The sequence below is a fragment of the Isoptericola hypogeus genome (assembly GCF_039531145.1).
GTDB lineage: Bacteria > Actinomycetota > Actinomycetes > Actinomycetales > Cellulomonadaceae > Isoptericola > Isoptericola hypogeus.
This window is the reverse complement of sequence record NZ_BAAAPM010000003.1, coordinates 1,305,374-1,321,988: the sequence shown is the minus strand read 5'-3', so window position 1 is coordinate 1,321,988 and position 16,615 is coordinate 1,305,374. Positions and strand designations below refer to the sequence as shown.

General features: G+C 72.5%; 17 protein-coding genes. 12 read left to right on the top strand and 5 right to left on the bottom strand.

Features of this window, described 5'->3' with window-relative positions:
• Positions 1 to 5 precede the first annotated feature (5 nt).
• Positions 6 to 917, bottom strand: a complete 912-nt coding sequence (gene phnD / locus ABD254_RS08220; protein ID WP_344247427.1) for a phosphate/phosphite/phosphonate ABC transporter substrate-binding protein — start codon at positions 915 to 917, stop codon at positions 6 to 8.
• Between the two features lie 268 nt (positions 918 to 1,185).
• Here phnD and ABD254_RS08215 point away from each other — a divergent pair, with 268 nt between their 5' ends.
• Positions 1,186 to 1,809, top strand: a complete 624-nt coding sequence (locus ABD254_RS08215; RefSeq protein ID WP_344247425.1) for a nucleoside/nucleotide kinase family protein — start codon at positions 1,186 to 1,188, stop codon at positions 1,807 to 1,809.
• A 49-nt stretch (positions 1,810 to 1,858) separates the two neighbouring features.
• Here the strand turns inward: ABD254_RS08215 and ABD254_RS08210 are convergent, their stop codons facing one another.
• The 3 genes from ABD254_RS08210 to ABD254_RS08200 are packed head-to-tail and all read right to left on the bottom strand — an operon-like array spanning position 1,859 to position 4,212.
• A complete protein-coding gene (locus tag ABD254_RS08210; RefSeq protein ID WP_344247423.1) occupies positions 1,859 to 3,040 on the bottom strand; it encodes an epoxide hydrolase family protein in 1,182 nt (393 codons plus the stop codon).
• 6 nt (positions 3,041 to 3,046) lie between these two features.
• A complete protein-coding gene (locus ABD254_RS08205) occupies positions 3,047 to 3,790 on the bottom strand; it encodes a VOC family protein (protein WP_344247421.1) in 744 nt (247 codons plus the stop codon).
• Positions 3,787 to 4,212, bottom strand: coding sequence for a VOC family protein (locus tag ABD254_RS08200; RefSeq protein ID WP_344247419.1), 426 nt, complete (start codon positions 4,210 to 4,212; stop codon positions 3,787 to 3,789). Before ABD254_RS08200 ends, ABD254_RS08205 begins: the two co-directional genes overlap by 4 nt.
• Positions 4,213 to 4,362: 150 nt before the next feature.
• On the opposite strand from ABD254_RS08200, the gene ABD254_RS08195 reads away from it, so the two are divergent.
• The 8 genes from ABD254_RS08195 (at position 4,363) to ABD254_RS08160 (ending at position 11,850) form a co-directional block, all read left to right on the top strand.
• Positions 4,363 to 5,760: a class-II fumarase/aspartase family protein gene (locus ABD254_RS08195; protein ID WP_344247417.1), complete on the top strand. Its 1,398-nt coding sequence runs from the start codon at positions 4,363 to 4,365 to the stop codon at positions 5,758 to 5,760.
• 124 nt (positions 5,761 to 5,884) lie between these two features.
• Positions 5,885 to 6,901 (top strand): LacI family DNA-binding transcriptional regulator, encoded by a 1,017-nt coding sequence (locus ABD254_RS08190; RefSeq protein ID WP_344247415.1) that lies wholly within the window; start codon positions 5,885 to 5,887, stop codon positions 6,899 to 6,901.
• A 46-nt stretch (positions 6,902 to 6,947) separates the two neighbouring features.
• Positions 6,948 to 8,231: an extracellular solute-binding protein gene (locus ABD254_RS08185; protein WP_344247413.1), complete on the top strand. Its 1,284-nt coding sequence runs from the start codon at positions 6,948 to 6,950 to the stop codon at positions 8,229 to 8,231.
• 2 nt (positions 8,232 to 8,233) lie between these two features.
• On the top strand, positions 8,234 to 9,145 hold the full coding sequence (locus tag ABD254_RS08180; RefSeq protein WP_344247411.1) for a carbohydrate ABC transporter permease: 912 nt from the start codon (positions 8,234 to 8,236) through the stop codon (positions 9,143 to 9,145).
• 1 nt (position 9,146) lies between these two features.
• Positions 9,147 to 9,980, top strand: a complete 834-nt coding sequence (locus tag ABD254_RS08175; protein WP_344247409.1) for a carbohydrate ABC transporter permease — start codon at positions 9,147 to 9,149, stop codon at positions 9,978 to 9,980.
• 33 nt (positions 9,981 to 10,013) lie between these two features.
• Positions 10,014 to 11,003 carry a glycoside hydrolase family 130 protein gene (locus ABD254_RS08170; protein ID WP_344247407.1) on the top strand — a complete coding sequence of 330 codons (990 nt, stop codon included), beginning with the start codon at positions 10,014 to 10,016 and terminating at the stop codon, positions 11,001 to 11,003.
• A 92-nt stretch (positions 11,004 to 11,095) separates the two neighbouring features.
• Positions 11,096 to 11,407 carry a hypothetical protein gene (locus ABD254_RS08165; protein WP_344247405.1) on the top strand — a complete coding sequence of 104 codons (312 nt, stop codon included), beginning with the start codon at positions 11,096 to 11,098 and terminating at the stop codon, positions 11,405 to 11,407.
• A gap of 2 nt (positions 11,408 to 11,409) precedes the next feature.
• Entirely contained in the window at positions 11,410 to 11,850 is a 441-nt protein-coding gene (locus ABD254_RS08160; RefSeq protein ID WP_344248521.1) for a PPOX class F420-dependent oxidoreductase, read from the top strand.
• 13 nt (positions 11,851 to 11,863) lie between these two features.
• Here ABD254_RS08160 and ABD254_RS08155 read toward each other — a convergent pair whose 3' ends face one another.
• Positions 11,864 to 13,171 carry an APC family permease gene (locus ABD254_RS08155; protein ID WP_344247403.1) on the bottom strand — a complete coding sequence of 436 codons (1,308 nt, stop codon included), beginning with the start codon at positions 13,169 to 13,171 and terminating at the stop codon, positions 11,864 to 11,866.
• 62 nt (positions 13,172 to 13,233) lie between these two features.
• Here ABD254_RS08155 and ABD254_RS08150 point away from each other — a divergent pair, with 62 nt between their 5' ends.
• From ABD254_RS08150 to ABD254_RS08140, 3 genes are read left to right on the top strand one after another with little or no spacing between them, the layout of a single operon-like run.
• Entirely contained in the window at positions 13,234 to 13,911 is a 678-nt protein-coding gene (locus ABD254_RS08150; RefSeq protein WP_344247401.1) for a TetR/AcrR family transcriptional regulator, read from the top strand.
• Between the two features lie 21 nt (positions 13,912 to 13,932).
• On the top strand, positions 13,933 to 14,919 hold the full coding sequence (locus tag ABD254_RS08145; RefSeq protein WP_344247399.1) for an ABC transporter ATP-binding protein: 987 nt from the start codon (positions 13,933 to 13,935) through the stop codon (positions 14,917 to 14,919).
• Positions 14,916 to 16,604 (top strand): ABC transporter permease, encoded by a 1,689-nt coding sequence (locus ABD254_RS08140; protein ID WP_344247397.1) that lies wholly within the window; start codon positions 14,916 to 14,918, stop codon positions 16,602 to 16,604. The genes ABD254_RS08145 and ABD254_RS08140 overlap by 4 nt, the downstream gene beginning before the upstream one ends.
• The last annotated feature ends 11 nt before the right edge of the window (positions 16,605 to 16,615 follow it).

The following is a 16,615-nucleotide window of genomic DNA, read 5'->3' as shown; positions in this document are numbered from 1 at the left end:
CGTGCTCACGACCCGCTCAGGTCCGAGATGTCGACGTCGGCGATGGCGGCGATGTCGACGAAGGGCTGGAAGATCTCGGCGTCGGGCTCGAGGATCGGCTCGGTGCCCTGCATCGCCTCCATCATCGCGCCCAGCTGCTCGGCGTTCTCCTCGGTGAACACGTTCGGGAGCGCCTCGAGCAGCAGCTCGCGCTTGTCGTCCGCGAGCTCCTGGTCGGACAGCACGGTCACGGCGACCGGCATGGAGGCGCTCTCGCCGATCGAGCGCGTCTCCCCCTTCTCGAACGGGAACATCGGGTCGCCGGACCCCGCCATCGTCGGGAAGATCGTCGACGTGCAGGCGACGTCGGCCTGGCCCTCCTTGAGCGCGGTGAAGCTCATGTCGTGGCCGCCGGAGAACAGCGCCTGGTAGTCGGCGTCCTTCTCCAGGCCGGCGTCGTGCAGCATCGCCACGGGCATGAAGTAGCCGGAGCTGGACGCCGGGTCGGCGAAGGCGACGACCGTCTCGGGCGTGACGTCCTCGAGCGACTGCAGCGGCGAGTCGTCGAGCACGAGGCAGGTGGAGACCGGGGAGTCGTCGCCGGGCCACGCGACGAGGGAGTCGACCTCGCCCGTGTTGACCGCGAGCGCGGACGGGAAGCCGCTCATGAAGCCGATGTCGACGTGGTGGTTGCGGAGGGCCTCGACGACGGCCGTGTAGTCGGGCACGTCGACGATCTCGACCTCGCGGCCGGTCTCCGCCTCGACGAGGGAGGCGAAGGCGTCGATCGGGTTCTCCGCGGTCGGGTCGTCTCCGAGCGGCGTGGTCGCGAACGTGATGGGGGCGTTCGCGTCGGCGGCGGCGGCTTCCGGCGTGCCGGAGCTCGAGCAACCGCCGAGGACGAGCAGGCCCAGAGCGGGGAGGGCGCGGGCGCGCATGGGCGTTCCTTTCGGGGTGGTCCGTGGACCGACGGATATCGCGACTGGCGATACCGGAATGACACCCCGTCAAGGTGACGGGGAATTACGAGACCGCCGGACCTGAAACCGAAGACTCGGTGAACAAACGGGTGCCCGCCCGAGTGCCCGCCCGAGTGCCCGCCCGAGTGCCCGCCCGAGTGTTGTGAGCATGAATTTGGCCCAGTTTCGCGAGCGAAACAGGGCCAAATTCATGCTCACAACACTCGGCGGGTGGCAGCATGTCCCGGTGCGCGTGGAGCCCGTGACCCCCGACGGCGTGGTCGGCCACGTCGTGGCGCGGGTGCTCGCCCGCGACGGGGCGACGCCGGTGCGCGTGCTGGTCGACGGGCATCCGTCGACCCGGCCCGACGAGCTCGCCGACGCGCTGGTCGAGCCGCTCCGGGCCGCGGGCCGACCGGTCGCCCGGGTCCGGGTGCGCGACTTCCTGCGGCCCGCGTCGCTGCGGCTGGAGCGCGGCCGCCGCGACCCGGACGCGCTGCTCGACGAGTGGATCGACGTGGGCGGCCTCAACCGGGAGGTTCTCACCGGCGTCGTCCGGCGGGGCCGATGGCTGCCGACCCTGCGCGATCCCCAGACCGATCGAGCGACCCGCGCCGCCTACGTCGACGCCGCGCCCGGGGTCGTCGTCGTGCTCGACGGCTCGCTCGCCCTCGGCCGCGGGCTCGACGTCGACCTCGGCGTGCACCTCGCCCTACGGGCGGCGACGGAGACGCGCAACACCCCGCTCGACGACGCGTGGACCCTCGCCGCGTACGGTCGCTACCGCCGCGAGGTCGCGCCCGAGCGGCGGGCGGACGTCGTCGTGCGCGTGGACCACCCCGACCGGCCCGCGCTGGTGCTGCGCGACTGAGCCGGGGCGGGAGCCTCGCACGCCTACGGGCCTGGCGTCGACGACGTCATCACCGACGACCGCCGGCGGCAAGCACGGCCGCGAGGCCCTCTTGCAGGTCCTCGACGAAGTACTCGGGAACCTCCAGCGCCGGGAAGTGGCCCCCGGCCTCGGGCGTCGTCCATCGGACGATCCGTCGGTACCGCTCCTGTGCCCAGGGGCGCGGGCACTTCTCGATGTCCCGGGGATACATGGTGATGGCCGACGGGACGTCGACCCGGAGCCCGGGGTCCATCGAGCTGTGGCTCTCGTAGTAGATGCGGGCCGCCGACGCGCCGGTCCGCGTCAGCCAGTAGAGCGTGACGTCGTCGAGGACGCGGTCCCTGGGGATCATCTCGAACGGGCCGTCCTCGGTGTCCGACCATTCGGCGAACTTGTCGAGGATCCAGGCGAGGAGCCCGACCGGCGAGTCGACGAGCGAGTACCCGATGGTCTGCGGGCGGGTCGCCTGCTGCTTCGCGTACGCCCCGCGGGGGCCCTCGTAGAACTCGCGGGTCTGCTCGGCCCAGGCGCGCTCGGCCACCGTCAGCCCGTCCGTGGGCAACCCGGGCGGGGCGTCCGCGAACGTGGTGTGGATGCCGAGGACGTGCTGCGGGAACCTGCCGGCGAGGACCGTGGTGATGTTGCCGCCCCAGTCGCCGCCGTGGGCGAGGAACCTGTCGTAGCCGAGCCTCCCCATCAGCTCCACCCAGGCGGCCGCGATCTTCTCGGTGCCCCACCCGGTGGTGGCCGGCCTGTCGCTGTAGCCGAAGCCCGGCAGCGACGGGGCCACGACGTGGAACGCCGGCGCGCCTGCGTCCTCCGGGTCCGTCAGCTCGTCGATGACGTGGGTGAACTCGGCGACGCTGCCCGGCCACCCGTGCGTCATGACCAGCGGGGTGGCGTCAGCGCGGGCGGATCGGCGGTGCAGGAAGTGGATCCCCAGGCCGTCGATGGCCGTGCGGAACTGGCCGATCCGGTCGAGGCGCGCCTCGAACGACCGCCAGTCGTACCCGGTGCGCCAGTAGTCCACGACGTCCACGAGGTCGGCGAGCGGAACCCCCTGCTCCCACCGGCGAGGCCCGGGCGCGGCACGGTCGACGGTCTCGGCCTCCGGCAGCCGTGCGGCGGCCAGCCGCGCGCGCAGGTCGTCGAGGTCGGCGTCGGTCGCGCGGGCCTCGAACGCGAGCACGTCGCTGGTCGGGTGGTCCATGAGCCTCTAGCCGCAGAGGCAGAACGGGTGCCCGGCCGGGTCGGCGAACACCCGGAAGGTCTTGCCCTCGCCCGGCAGCCGCGTGGCCCCGGCGGCGAGCGCGGCCGCCTCCGCCTCGTCGAGGCCCGGCGGGCCGACCGACAGGTCGAGGTGCAGCTGCTGGGGGTAGGCGGGGTCGGGCCAGCGGGGGGCGCTGTACCCCTCGACCTGCTGGAACAGGACGGACCTCTCGCCGCCCAGCATCGCCATCCCCTCGGCGTCGTACACCACCGGGTCGCCGAGCAGCCGCGACCAGAACGCCGCCGCCGCCGACGCGTCCGGCACGTCGAAGGTCACGCCCATGACGGTGAGCCCGTCGTTGTCGGGCGCGTGGCACAGGTCGAACGGGTGCCCGGCCGGGTCGGCCAGCGTGGTCCACTCCTCGTTCTCGCGCAGCACGGTGGCGCCGAGCCCGACGGCGCGGGCGACCTCCGCGGCGACGTCCGGCACGCGCAGGTCGAGGTGCAGCTGCTGCGGGCGGTCCTGCCCCGGCCACGCGGGCGGCACGAGGCCGGGGGCGGGCTGGAAGGCGAGCGACCACCCGTCGGGGGTGTTCAGGGTGATCCAGTCGTCGCCGTCCTGGGCCTGCTCCACCTCGGCCCCCGTCAGCGACCGCCAGAAGTCGGCCGAGGCCCGCGTGTCCGGGGCGTCGAAGACGACCGCGTCCAGGACGGCGATCGTGGACGACGGGGCTGTGGTGCTCTCGCTCATGCTGGGGCTCCTTCTCGGGAGGGTTCGTCGTCGGTCGGCCCGTCCTGGATGACGAGCAGCATGGTGCCCTCGGGGTCGCTCACGTAGGCCACCCGCTCGCCCCACGGCATGTCGGCGGGCGGGACGACGACCGCCCCGCCCGCGGCGGGGGTGGCCGCGACGACGGCGTCCAGGTCGGGGACGTACACGCAGACGTCGACGGCGTGCCCGGTCGCGGGCAGGGGGATCTCGCCGTACAGGGCGGGCGCGGTGCCGACGCCGAGCGCGACCTGCCCGGTGCCGACGCGCAGCGTCACGTACACCGGGTCGCCCTCGGGCGGGAACTGGTACGCCTGCTCCGCGCCGAACGCGCGCACCCAGAACTGCCGCGCCGTCGCCAGGTCGCGACAGTTGACGATGGGGAACACCTCTCCGCGTGCCATCCCGCCAGTGTGATCCACGCCACCGACAGCCGCCGGTCCGGCGGGTGTACGACGCCGCCCGAAGGGACGATCATGCTGCCCACCGCCGTCGTGAGCACAGTGTCGTGAGCACCGCCGTCGTGAGCACCCGTCGAGGACCCAGGGGGACGCATGATCGTCGCACCGTTCGGCCGGTTCACCGAGGGGCGCGTGCCGGACCCGGGCGTCGCGCGCCTGTTCACGCGCGAGAACCGCTGGCAGGCGCGGCTCGACGTCGAGGCGGCGCTCGCGCTCGCCGAGGCGGACGCGGGCCTCATCCCGAAGGAGTCGGCCCGCGCCATCGCCCTCACCGCGCGCATCGAGAAGCTCGACATCAAGCGCGTCCTGGCCGCCACGGCCGAGGCGAGCCACCCGCTCGTCCCGCTCATCGAGGAGTTCGCGCGGGCCGTCGGGTCCAAGCACGGCGGCTGGGTGCACTGGGGCGCCACGACGCAGAACATCACGCAGACCGCGGACGTGCTGGTGCTGCGCGACGCGCACCGGGCGATCCTGGGCCAGCTCGGGCGCGTGCTGCGCTCCGCCGCGGCGCTCGCGGAGTCGTCCGCCACGATGCCGATGGCCGGGCGCACGCACAGCCAGCACGCGGTACCCGTGACGTTCGGGTTCAAGGTCGCGGTGTGGATCGACCAGCTCGCGGCGCACACCGAGCGGCTGGAGCGGCTCGACGACCGGCTGTTCTGCGTGCTCATGGGCGGGGCGGCGGGGACGTTCGCGTCGTTCGGGGGCGCGGGCCGGGCGATCGAGGCGGGGGTCGCCCGGCGGCTCGGGCTGCACCCGATGCGGGTGCCGTCACGGGCGGTGAACGACGGCATCGTGGAGCTCGTCCTCGTGCTCGCCCAGCTCGCGGGCACGATCGGCAAGATCGGCAAGGACGTGTACGCGCTGATGCAGCCGGAGTTCGCGGAGGCGGCCGAGCCCGTGCCGGAGGGCACGGTCGGCAGCTCGACGATGCCGCACAAGCGCAACCCGCAGCTCGCGCTGGACATGCTGACGATGTCGGCGGAGCTGCGTGCGCTCGCGGCCCCGGCGCTCGAGTCGATGCTGCACGACCAGGAGGCCAACGGGGCGATGACGGCCCTGCTGGAGGACGTGGCGGCGTCGGCGGCGGTGCTCGCCGGGGACATGCTGGCGCGGCTCGAGGTGGTGGTGGGCGGACTCGAGCTCGACCCGGAGCGGATGCGCGCCAACATGCGGCTGTCGGAGGGCATGATCGGCTCGGAGTCCCTCATGCTCGCCCTCGGGGAGAAGATCGGCCGGCAGCGCGCGCACGACGTCGTGTACGACGTCGCGCAGGCGGCTGCCACCGGGGGGCGGCCGTTCGTCGAGCTGCTCCGCGAGGACCCGCTCGTCGGCGCGACGTTCTCGGGCGACGAGCTGCGCGTCCTCCTCGACCCCGCCGGCTACCTCGGCCTGAGCGCCGAGACCGCACGGGACCTCGCCGGCTGCGCGCGGTCCGTGGCCGACCGGCTCGACGCCCTGCCCGCCCGGGTGGAGCTCGCCACGAGGTAGCGCGCGCCGGTCGTCATGTCCCGGCCGTCCGGGCCCACGCTTGACGCTTGCGATCAAACCGGTTTAACTGTGGATCGTTAAACCGGTTTGATTCGAGTGCGGTGACGCGGTGAGGGGTGACGGGGTGGTCACGATCGAAGACGTCGCGCGTGCCGCGGGGGTCAGCAAGGGGACCGTCTCCCTCGTCTACAGCGGCAAGCGTCCGATCTCGCCGGCGACCCGGGCCCGCGTCCTCGACGCCGCGGCCGAGCTCGACTGGGTCCCCAGCTCCCGGGCGCGGGCGCTCGCGACGCGACGCAGCCAGACCATCGGCCTGGTCCTGGCGCGCGACCCGGAGATCATCGCCACCGACAGCTTCTTCGCTCGCTTCGTCGCGGGCGCCGAGTCCGTGCTCGCGACCCGCTCGATGGGCCTGCTGCTGCAGGTCGTCTCGACCCCCGAGCAGGAGCGCGACGCCTACCGCAGCCTCGCCCGCGGCCGCGCGGACGCGGTGATCCTCACCGACCTGCTCGTCGACGACCCCCGCCCCGCTCTGCTCGCCGACCTGCGCCTGCCCGCCGTCGTCGTCGGCGCGTCACCGGACCCCGCGCCGCACCCGCGCGTCCTCAGCGACGACCGCGCGGCCGTCCGCGACGTCGTCGACCACCTCGTGGGGCTCGGTCACGAGCGCATCGCGCACGTGAGCGGGCCCGCCGGCTACGTGCACGGGCACGACCGGCGGGCGGCGTTCGTCGACGCGATGGCCGCGCACGGCCTCGACCCCGCGCTGGTCGTCGAGGGCGACTTCAGCGCGCAGTCGGGCCGCGAGGCGACCGCCCGCCTGCTCGACGCCGACGACCGGCCCAGCGCGATCGTCTACGCGAACGACGTCATGGCGATCGCCGGCCTGAACCACGCGCAGTCCCGCGGGGTTCGTGTCCCCGACGACCTCGCGATCACCGGCTTCGACGACATCGAGCTCGCCGCGCACCTGACGCCGTCGCTCACCACCGTGCAGACGGACGTCGTGAGCTGGGGGCGCCGCGCCGCCGAGGTCCTGCTGCGCCACCTCGACGGTGCCGTGCCCGAGGACGCCTGGATCGCACCGTCGCGCCTCGTGGTGCGCGAGAGCACCGCCGGCGCGCCGGCCGCCCGCACCTGAGCGCGGACCGAACGTGACCACCGCACGACACTCGACGAGGAGGAACATGTCGCACCGCCGCCGCGCCGCCGCGGCCTCAGTCGCCGTCGCCGGAGCACTCGCGCTGGCCGGCTGCGCGAGCCCGCCGGCCGCGCCCGATCTCGACGCCACGGGGGACATCACCATCTGGTTGTCCAACAACGAGTTCGAGCTCGCCTGGGGCAACGGGATGGTCGAGCGCTGGAACGCCGAGCACCCCGACGAGCAGGTCACGGTCCAGGAGATCCCGGCCGGGTCGACGTCCGAGGAGGCGATCACGGCTGCGGTCACGGCCGGCACGGCCCCGTGCCTCGTCTACAACGTCTCCCCGGCCGCGGCTCCGCAGTGGCAGGAGCAGGGCGGCCTCGTCGACCTCACCCGGTTCGACGGGGGCGAGCAGTACGTCACGGACCGCACCGGCGAGGCCGCGGAGCAGTACCGGGCCGCCGACGGCGGGATGTACCAGCTCCCGTGGAAGTCCAACCCGGTGATGGTGATGTACAACCGGGCGATGTTCGAGCAGGCCGGGCTCGACCCGGACGACCCGGGCATGACGACCTTCGACGGGTTCCTCGAGGGCTCCCGCACGCTGGTGGAGTCCGGCGCCGCGCCCTCCGCGATCTGGCCGGCGCCCACGAGCGAGTTCTTCCAGTCGTGGTTCGACTTCTACCCGCTCTACCTCGCGACCAGCGGGGGCACGAGCCTGGTGGAGGACGGCGCCGCCACGTTCGACGACGAGAACGGCCGCGCCGTGTGGGAGATGTGGCGCGCCATGTACGCGGAAGGTCTCGCGCCGCGCGAGAGCGCCACGGACGACGCGATGCTCACGGGCGCGACCGCCATGCAGCTCGCGGGCCCCTGGGCGGTGGCCGCCTACGAGGGGACGGTCGACTACGGCTTCTTCCCCGTGCCGACGGCGCACGGCGTGCCGGCCTCCGAGACGTCGACGTTCGCCGACGCGAAGAACGTCTCGATGTTCACCAGCTGCCAGAACCCCGGCACCGCCTGGGAGTTCCTCAGGTTCACGACGAGCGTCGAGGCGGACGGCGCGCTGCTGGAGGCGAGCGGCCAGATGCCGATGCGCACCGACCTCGTGGGGCGGTACCCGGCCTTCTTCGCCGAGAACCCCGGCTACGTCGACTTCGCGGACGCGGCCGAGCGGGACGTCGACGTCCCCGTCATCCCCAACTCCGTCGAGGCCTGGCAGAAGGTGCGCGACGAGTACACCCGGGCGGTCGTGTACGGCGAGGGCGACGTCGACGAAGCCCTCGCCGACGCCGCCGACGCCGTCGACCGACTGATGGAGGAGTGAGCATGGCCTCGACCTCGCCGCGCACCGGACGCACCTGGTGGCAGCGCATCCTCGGCCGGCACCCCGCGGGGACGGCGTTCACCCTGCCCTACGTGGTGTTCCTGGTCGTCGTGTTCGCCTACCCGCTCGTGCTGGCGGTGTGGATGTCGTTCCACGACTACATCTTCACCGCCCCCGGCGTCACGGTGGACGCCCCGTTCGTGGGGCTGGCGAACTACGCGACGGCGCTCACCGACCCGCAGGTGCTCCGCTCGTTCCTCAACACCGCGATCTTCCTGGTGATCAACGTCCCGCTGACGGTGGTGCTGTCGATGGTGATCGCCACCGGCCTCAACGGCATCGTCCGGTGGGCGACGACGTTTCGGGTGGCGTTCTACCTGCCCTACGTCACCGCCAGCGTCTCGCTGATCGGCGTCTGGATGATGATGTTCTCCCAGGACGGCCTGGTGAACACGCTGCTGGGCCCCCTGGCCCCGGATCCCTCCTGGCTGGTGAACCCGCACCTGGCCATGCCGTCGATCGCGCTGTACGTGACCTGGAAGCAGCTCGGCTTCTACATCCTGCTGTACCTGGCGGCGCTCCAGGCGGTGCCCCGCGAGCTCTACGAGTCGGCCTCGCTGGACGGCGCCGGCGCGGTGCGACGGTTCCGCAGCATCACCGTGCCGGGCGTGCGCAACGCGACGACGCTCGTGCTCATCCTCGCGATCATCACCGGCGCGAACCTGTTCACCGAGCCCTACCTGCTCACGAACGGCGGCGGCCCGTACGGGACGTCCGCCACTCCCGTGCTGCTCATCTACCAGCGCGGCCTGCAGCAGACCAACCCGGACGTCGCCTCGGCGATCGGGGTGCTCCTCGTGATCGGCGTGGGCCTGCTCTCGATGATGGCCAACCGGGCCGGGAAGGAGGACTGAGATGTCCCGCGGACTGCGACGAACGAGCCTGTACGCCCTGCTGGGGGTGGCGGGGCTGGCGTTCGTCTTCCCCTTCTACTACATGGTCCTCGGGGCGTTCCAGGAGGCGCCCACCAACGACCCGTCCCAGCTGGTGCCGGACGGCGGCTGGACCCTGCAGAACTTCGCCCTGATCAACGAGCGCGTCGACCTCGCCGGGTCGCTGCTGAACTCCGGGATCTTCACCGTGGGCGTCCTGCTGGGGACGGTGACCTTCGGGCTGCTCGCCGGGTACGCGTCGGCACGCCTCAGGTTCCGCGGCCGCGGCGCCGTGTTCGCGATGATGCTGCTCGTCCAGATGGTGCCGTTCCAGCTGCTCATGGTCCCGCTGTACGTGCAGCTGACCCGCAACTACGGGCTGGGGGACACCCACCTGGGTGTGATCCTGCCCTTCCTCATCAACACGACCGCGGTGTTCATCTTCCGCCAGTTCTTCCGGCAGCTGCCGGAGGCGATCTTCGAGGCGGCCCGGATCGACGGCGCGTCGGAGCTGCGCATCCTGTGGTCCGTCGCGCTGCCGATGGTGCGGCCGGCCTTCATCACCGTCGTCCTCGTGACCTTCATCGGGCCGTGGAACGAGTTCCTCTGGCCGTTCCTCATCACCAAGGACGCGACGATGCAGCCGCTGGCCGTCGCGCTGGCGAACTACATCAGCAACGTGGCCCAGTCGACGGCCAACCCCAACGGGGCGATCCTCGCGGGCGCGTGCGTGCTCGCCTTCCCCGTGATCGTCCTCTTCTGCCTGTTCCAGCGGTACTTCACGTCCACCGACGTCGGCGCCGGCGTCAAGGGCTGACCCCCTCACCACACACCACGAAGGAGCAATCCCGTGTCGACCGTCTCCATCTTCGACGATGCACGATTCCCGCTCGGCCCGTTCGTCCCCTACGAGGGGAACCCGATCATGCGGCCGCGCGGCAACTCGTGGGAGTCGAGCAACCTGTACAACCCGGCTGCGCTGGTCGTCGACGACGAGGTGGTGCTCCTGTACCGCGCCCACGCGGAGGACATCGTGTCCCACGTCGGTCTGGCGCGCAGCACCGACGGTTTCCACTTCGAGCGCGAGCCGGAGCCGATCCTGTCCCCGGAGCACGACTACGAGCGCTTCGGCTGCGAGGACCCTCGCATCGCGTTCATCGACGGGACCTACTACCTGACGTACACCGGGTGGGACCGCACGTCGGCCCAGCTGTGCCTCGCCACGTCCACCGACCTGCACACGTGGACCAAGCACGGCCCCCTGTTCGAGGACTTCGACACGTTCGCGACCGTGGACCCGCGCGGCCACGCGTGGAGCAAGGCGGGCGTCATCGTGCCGTTCCGCATCCAGGGCAAGTGGTGGATGTACTTCGGCGAGGGCGCGATCTACTGGGCCACGAGCGACGACCTCATCAGCTGGACCCCCGGCACCTCGCAGGACGAGCCGATGTACGAGCCCACCCCCGGCTCGTTCGACCGTGACCTGGTGGAGATCGGCACGTCGCCGGTGCTCACCGACAACGGGCTCCTGCTCATGCTGACGAACGGCGCGGTCCGCCACGTGTACGACGACCACGTCGACGTCGACTACCGCTGCGGGCAGGTCGTCATCGACCCGGCGGAGCCCACCAAGGTGCTCGCACGGACCCAGGAGCCCTGGCTGGCGCCGCAGACGTACGAGGACACCCACGGCCTGGTCTCCAACGTGACGTTCGTCGAGGGACTGGTGAAGTTCCGCGGCAGGTGGCTGGCGTACTACGGCCAGAGCGACACGACGCTGGCGGTGGCCGTCCACGACCCGGCCAGCCCGTGGGGCGCCCCCTCGGCCCTGGCTGACTGACCGGCTCGCCCCGCCCCGCCAGCCCGCCCCGCCCGCCCGTCCTGCAGCCGGCGTGACGGGCAGGGCGGGGCGGCCGGTGCCACAGTGGTGCCATGACCCGGAGCGCGGCACGTCGCACGGCCACGGTGGTCGCCGTCGTCGTCCTGCTCGCCGTCTCCGCGTGCGCGGCCGGGCCCAACCCCGGCGTGGACACCTCCACCATCGGCGGCGCCGGGCCGTACGGGTTCTGGTGGGGGCTGTGGCAGGGGATGATCCTGCCGGTCACGTTCGTCGTGTCGCTGTTCACCGACTCCGTGTCGGTCTACGAGGTCCACAACACCGGCAACTGGTACGACTTCGGGTTCGTCCTGGGCATCTCGATGGTCTTCGGCGGCCCGTTCGGCGCGAGCCGCGCCCGTCGGTGACGATGACGGCGGCGGCGGGGGGCACCTTCGACGACGACGAGGTCGCGTTCCTGCGCTCGCAGCCGCTCGCGCGCCTCGCGACGCTGGGCGCCGGCGACCAGCCCGACGTGGTGCCCGTCGCCTACGAGTACGACGGCACCTGCTTCTGGGTGGGCGGCGGCACGACCGTGCTGCGCACGCGCAAGGTGCGCAACGTGACGGCCGGGCGCCGCAGGGTCGCGCTGGTCGTCGACGACCTGCCGTCCTTCGACCCGTTCGTGGCCCGCGGGATCCGGGTGTACGGCGTCGCGGACGGGCCCCTCGAGCGCACGGGCATGACCGGCCCCGGGTCGTTCCTGCGCGTCGTGCCCACGGAGTCGTGGAGCTGGAACCTCGCCGGCGAGCCGGTGGGCGACGACTGGTTCCCCGCCACGTACCGCCGGCACCGGCCCGCGGGCGACTGACCGGGCCGCACCGCTAGGTCCGCGGGCGCAGCCTGACCAGCCGCACCAGCAGCCCGACGGCGAACACGCCGAGCCCGGTGAGCACCGCCCCCGGCGGGAGCGTCACGACCAGCACCGCGCAGCCGGCGAGCCCGAGCGCCTGCAGCCACCGCGGGTAGCGCCGGTGCTCGCCGGTCTGCGTCCACGCGGACGCGTTCGCCACCGCGTAGTAGACGAGCACCCCGAACGACGAGAACGCGATCGCGCCGCGCAGGTCGACGGTCAGGACCAGCGCGACGACGACGGCCGCCACCGCGACCTCCGCCCGGTGCGGCACGAGGAACCGCGGGTGCACGGCGGACAGCCACCGCGGCAGGTCGCCCTCCCGCGCCATCGCGAGCGTCGTCCGGCCGACCCCCGCGACCAGCGCGAGCAGCGCCCCGAGCGATGCGGCCGCGGCGCCCACCCGCACCACGACGCCCGCCCATGGCGAGCCGTCGACGGCGTCGGCGAGCGGCGTCGTCGTGGCGGCCGTGCCGTCGAGGCCGAGCGCGGCGAGCAGCGTCACCGCGACCACCGCGTAGACGACGACGGCGCCGCCCAGCGCGCCGACGATCGCCCGCGGGATGGCGCGCCGCGGGTCGCGCACCTCCTCGCCGAGCGTCGCGACGCGCGCGTACCCCGCGAAGGCGAAGAACAGCAGGCCCGCCGCCTGCAGCACGCTGTAGACCACCTCGCCGGTTGAGCCTGCGCCGCCCTGAGCCGGTCGAAGGGTCGAAACCCCGTTCGTGGTCTCGACGGGCTCGACCGACGTGGCGACAGGCTCGACCGACGATCCGCCCCACGCGACCGCCGTCCACACCGCGAGCGCCAGCAGCACCAGCGCGACGACCCAGCGTGCCAGCCGCGCCGTGCGGGTCACGCCGCGGTAGTTCACGGCGGCGAGCGCGACGACGGCGAGCGCCGCCACGGCGCGCTCCCAGCCGGCGGGCGCGGCGTAGGCCGCGAACGTCAGCGCCATCGCCGCGCAGCTCGCCGTCTTGCCCACGACGAAGCCCCATCCGGCCATGTAGCCCCACCAGGGGCCGAGGCGCTCGCGCCCGTACACGTACGTGCCGCCCGACGTCGGGTACTGGGCGGCCAGCTGCGCCGACGACGTCGCGTTGCCGTACGCGACGACGGCCGCGACGGCGAGCGCCAGCAGCAGCGCGGCGCCCGTCCCGGTGGGCAGCACCGCGCGCGCGGCGGGCGCGAACGCCGCGAAGACGCCCGCGCCGATCATCGAGGCCAGCCCGACGACGACGGCGTCGGCGGTGGTGAGACGGCGCGCGAGTTCGGTCACCTCGCGATCATCCCCGACCCAGGTCTTGCGCCCCGGCTGAACGCCTGTTTAGGGTATTGAACATGCGTTCAGCCGAGGCAGGCGACACCAGCGCCCGGGCGAGGATCCTCGACGCCGCGGTGCTGCGCTTCGCACGCTCGGGCTTCCGCGCGTCGGTCCGCACGATCGCGGCCGACGCCGACGTCAGCCCGGCGCTCGTCATCCACCACTTCGGTTCCAAGGACAAGCTGCACGCCGCGTGCGACGAGCAGGTGCTCGCGTGGATCGCGGAGTCGAAGCGGCGGAACATGGGCCCGGCCACGTCCGGCCGGCTCCTCGAGGTGCTCGCCCAGACCGACGAGCTCGCCCCCCTGGTGGGCTACGTGCTGCGCTCGCTGCAGGCGGGCGGGCCCGTGGGCAAGGCGTTCGTCGAGCACATGATCGACGACGCCGAGAAGTACACCGCCGAGGCCGTCGAGCAGGGCATGGCCAGGCCGAGCCGGGACGAGCGGGCGCGGGTGCGCTACCTCGTGTACTCCTCGCTGGGGTCGTTGCTGCTGTCCGTCACGATGAACCCGCCGAAGGACCCGGAGGACGTGAACGCCGCCGTCCGCGCCTTCATGGACGACCTCTACCTGCCGATGCTCGAGCTCTTCACCGAGGGCTTCCTCACCACCCGTCGCATGCTCGACGACTACCTCCTGTACGTGTCGGACCCGCCCCGTGAGGACGACGACCTCACGACCAGCGGCATCCGTTGACACCCACGACGAAGAGGAACCATGACCACCCAGAGCACGGCGGGCGCGCCCGCCATCGAGATCCACGACCTGCACAAGTCGTTCGGCACCGTCAAGGCCCTGGACGGCCTGGAACTGACCGTCACCCACGGCCAGGTGGCCGGCTTCCTCGGTCCGAACGGCGCCGGCAAGTCCACCACCATCCGCGTCCTGCTCGGCCTGCTCCGCAAGGACTCCGGGAACGTCCGCCTGCTCGGCGGCGACCCGTGGCGCGACGCCGTCGGCCTGCACCGCCGTCTGGCGTACGTGCCCGGCGACGTGTCCTTGTGGCCGAACCTGTCCGGCGGCGAGGCGATCGACTACCTCACCCGCCTGCGGGGCAAGGTCGACAAGAGGCGCAAGGCCGAGCTGCTGGAGCGGTTCGAGCTCGACCCCACGAAGAAGGCGCGCACCTACTCCAAGGGCAACCGGCAGAAGGTCGCGCTGGTCGCGGCGTTCATGACCGACGTGGACCTGCTCGTCCTCGACGAGCCGACGTCCGGCCTCGACCCGCTCATGGAGTCCGTCTTCATGGACTTCGTGCGCGGGGCGAAGGACCGGGGCACCTCCGTGCTGCTGTCGAGCCACATCCTGTCCGAGGTCGAGAAGGTGTGCGACACCGTGACGATCATCCGGGCGGGCCGCTCCGTGGAGTCGGGCACGCTCGACCAGCTGCGCCACCTCACCCGGTCGACGGTCACGACGGTCGTGACGGGCGACCCGGCCGGCCTGTCCGTGCTCCCAGGTGTGCACGACGTGCAGACGACGGCCGTCGAAGAGGGCACCCGCGTCACCTTCGACGTGGACAACGCCCAGATCGGCGGGCTCCTGACCGCGCTGAGCGGCATGGGCGTGCACAGCTTTACCGCGGCCCCGCCGTCGCTGGAGGAGCTGTTCATGCGCCACTACGGCGACGAGCTCGCCCAGGAGGCGGCCGCCGCGAAGCACACGGCCGAGGCCGGCGAGCGCAGCAAGGCAGGTGCGCGATGACCACCACGCTGGAACGGACCGCGCCGGCGGCGCCGTCCGCGTCCGCGGCCCGCGGCGGGTCCAACCTCGCGGGCACCTTGCGGCTGATCCGCTTCATCCTGCGCCGCGACCGGGTGCGGCTCGCCGTGTGGACCGGGTCGCTCGTGGCGTTCTACGCCTACTTCACCTACGCCCTCGGCCTGATGTCCGAGACCCAGGGGGCGCTGCAGGCGCGCGCCGTCATCATGGAGACGCCGTCCGGCGTGGTCATGGGCGGTCCCGGGTACGGCGTCGACAACTACACGGTCGGCGCGGCGATGGCGAACGAGGGCACCACCTGGGTGGTGCTCGCGCTGGCCCTCATGAGCATCATGCACGTGGTGCGGCACACCCGTGCCGAGGAGGAGTCGAGCCGCTCCGAGCTGGTGCGGGCCGCCGTCGTCGGACGACACGCCCCCGCGGTCGCCGCGGTCGTCACGCTGCTGGTCGTCAACGCGGTCATTGCCGTCGTCTCGGCGGTCGTGATGACCGGGGTCGGGGGAGCAGACGAGCTGCCCCTCGCCGACTCGTTCGGCATGACGGTGGCGTGCGCGCTGAGCGCCATGGTCTTCGGGGCCGTCGCGTTGGTCGTGTGCCAGCTCACGGAGCACAGCCGCGGCGCCACCGGCCTCAGCCTCGCCGTCTTCGGCCTGGCGTTCATGATCGAGGTCGCGGGCAACCTGCGCGAGATCCCGGGCGGCACCACGCTGTCCTGGTTCTCTCCGATCGCGTGGGCACAGCAGGCGCGGGCCTTCGTGGACCTGCGGTGGTGGCCGGCGGCGCTCAGCGTCGTCGCGATCGTCCTGCTGCTCTGGTTCGCCTCGGTGCTCGCGTCGCGTCGCGACTTCGGCGGCGGAATGATCGCGAGCCGCAAGGGGCGTGCCGATGCGAAGGCGTCGCTGCGCGGTCCGCTCGTCCTGGCGTGGGTGCAGCAGCGGATGGCGCTGATGTGGAGCTGCATCGGCCTTGGCCTGATGTGGATGGCGACCGGCACGATGCTGCCGGACATCGGCACGATGGTCGGCGACCTCGTCGGCGACAACCCGACGCTGGGCGCCCTCTTCGGGGACGACCCGGGCCAGTTCGAGTCCGCCTTCCTCGGCGTCATGGTGCTGTACGGCGCCCTGTGCTGCGCGGCGTACGCCATCGTCATGGGGCTGCGTCCCAAGGCGGAGGAGACGACCGGCCGGGCGGAGGTGGCGCTGTCCACCCCCGTCGCGCGCGGACGCTGGTTCGGCGCCCAGCTCCTGGTCGCCGGGATCGGCACGGTGGTGCTGCTCGCGGTGAGCGTCTACGCCATGTGGGTGGGTGCGGTCTCCGTAGGGGCCACGGACCCAGGCCTCGACGTCTACTCCGAGGTCTTCGTCAGCTACCTCCCGGCGGTGCTCGTGTACCTGGGGCTCACGGCGGCGCTGTACGCCTGGGTACCTAGGGCCACCGCGGCCGGCTGGGCGCTGCTCGCCTACACGTTCGTCATCGGTATGTTCGGCCCTCTCGTCGAGGACATGCCGGAGGAGGCGAACTGGCTCTCGCCGTTCCACTGGGTGCCCGAGCCCTTCGTCGAGAGCTTCGACGCGACGCAGTTCCTGTGGCTGACGGGCGCGGCGGTGGTCCTGTTCGTCCTGGCCTTCGCCGGTTTCCGGCGCCGGGACGTCGTGGCGAGCTGACGTCGGCGCGG

What these genes read in the sequence shown, in the direction of transcription:
- ABD254_RS08210 (WP_344247423.1), bottom strand. Translation starts at nt 3,040, where the DNA reads ATGGACCACCCGACCAGCGACGTGCTCGCGTTCGAGGCCCGCGCGACC.
- ABD254_RS08150 (WP_344247401.1), top strand. Translation starts at nt 13,234, where the DNA reads ATGCGTTCAGCCGAGGCAGGCGACACCAGCGCCCGGGCGAGGATCCTC.
- ABD254_RS08200 (WP_344247419.1), bottom strand. Translation starts at nt 4,212, where the DNA reads ATGGCACGCGGAGAGGTGTTCCCCATCGTCAACTGTCGCGACCTGGCG.
- ABD254_RS08145 (WP_344247399.1), top strand. Translation starts at nt 13,933, where the DNA reads ATGACCACCCAGAGCACGGCGGGCGCGCCCGCCATCGAGATCCACGAC.
- ABD254_RS08195 (WP_344247417.1), top strand. Translation starts at nt 4,363, where the DNA reads ATGATCGTCGCACCGTTCGGCCGGTTCACCGAGGGGCGCGTGCCGGAC.
- phnD (WP_344247427.1), bottom strand. Translation starts at nt 917, where the DNA reads ATGCGCGCCCGCGCCCTCCCCGCTCTGGGCCTGCTCGTCCTCGGCGGT.
- ABD254_RS08180 (WP_344247411.1), top strand. Translation starts at nt 8,234, where the DNA reads ATGGCCTCGACCTCGCCGCGCACCGGACGCACCTGGTGGCAGCGCATC.
- ABD254_RS08140 (WP_344247397.1), top strand. Translation starts at nt 14,916, where the DNA reads ATGACCACCACGCTGGAACGGACCGCGCCGGCGGCGCCGTCCGCGTCC.
- ABD254_RS08185 (WP_344247413.1), top strand. Translation starts at nt 6,948, where the DNA reads ATGTCGCACCGCCGCCGCGCCGCCGCGGCCTCAGTCGCCGTCGCCGGA.
- ABD254_RS08160 (WP_344248521.1), top strand. Translation starts at nt 11,410, where the DNA reads ATGACGGCGGCGGCGGGGGGCACCTTCGACGACGACGAGGTCGCGTTC.
- ABD254_RS08175 (WP_344247409.1), top strand. Translation starts at nt 9,147, where the DNA reads ATGTCCCGCGGACTGCGACGAACGAGCCTGTACGCCCTGCTGGGGGTG.
- ABD254_RS08205 (WP_344247421.1), bottom strand. Translation starts at nt 3,790, where the DNA reads ATGAGCGAGAGCACCACAGCCCCGTCGTCCACGATCGCCGTCCTGGAC.
- ABD254_RS08165 (WP_344247405.1), top strand. Translation starts at nt 11,096, where the DNA reads ATGACCCGGAGCGCGGCACGTCGCACGGCCACGGTGGTCGCCGTCGTC.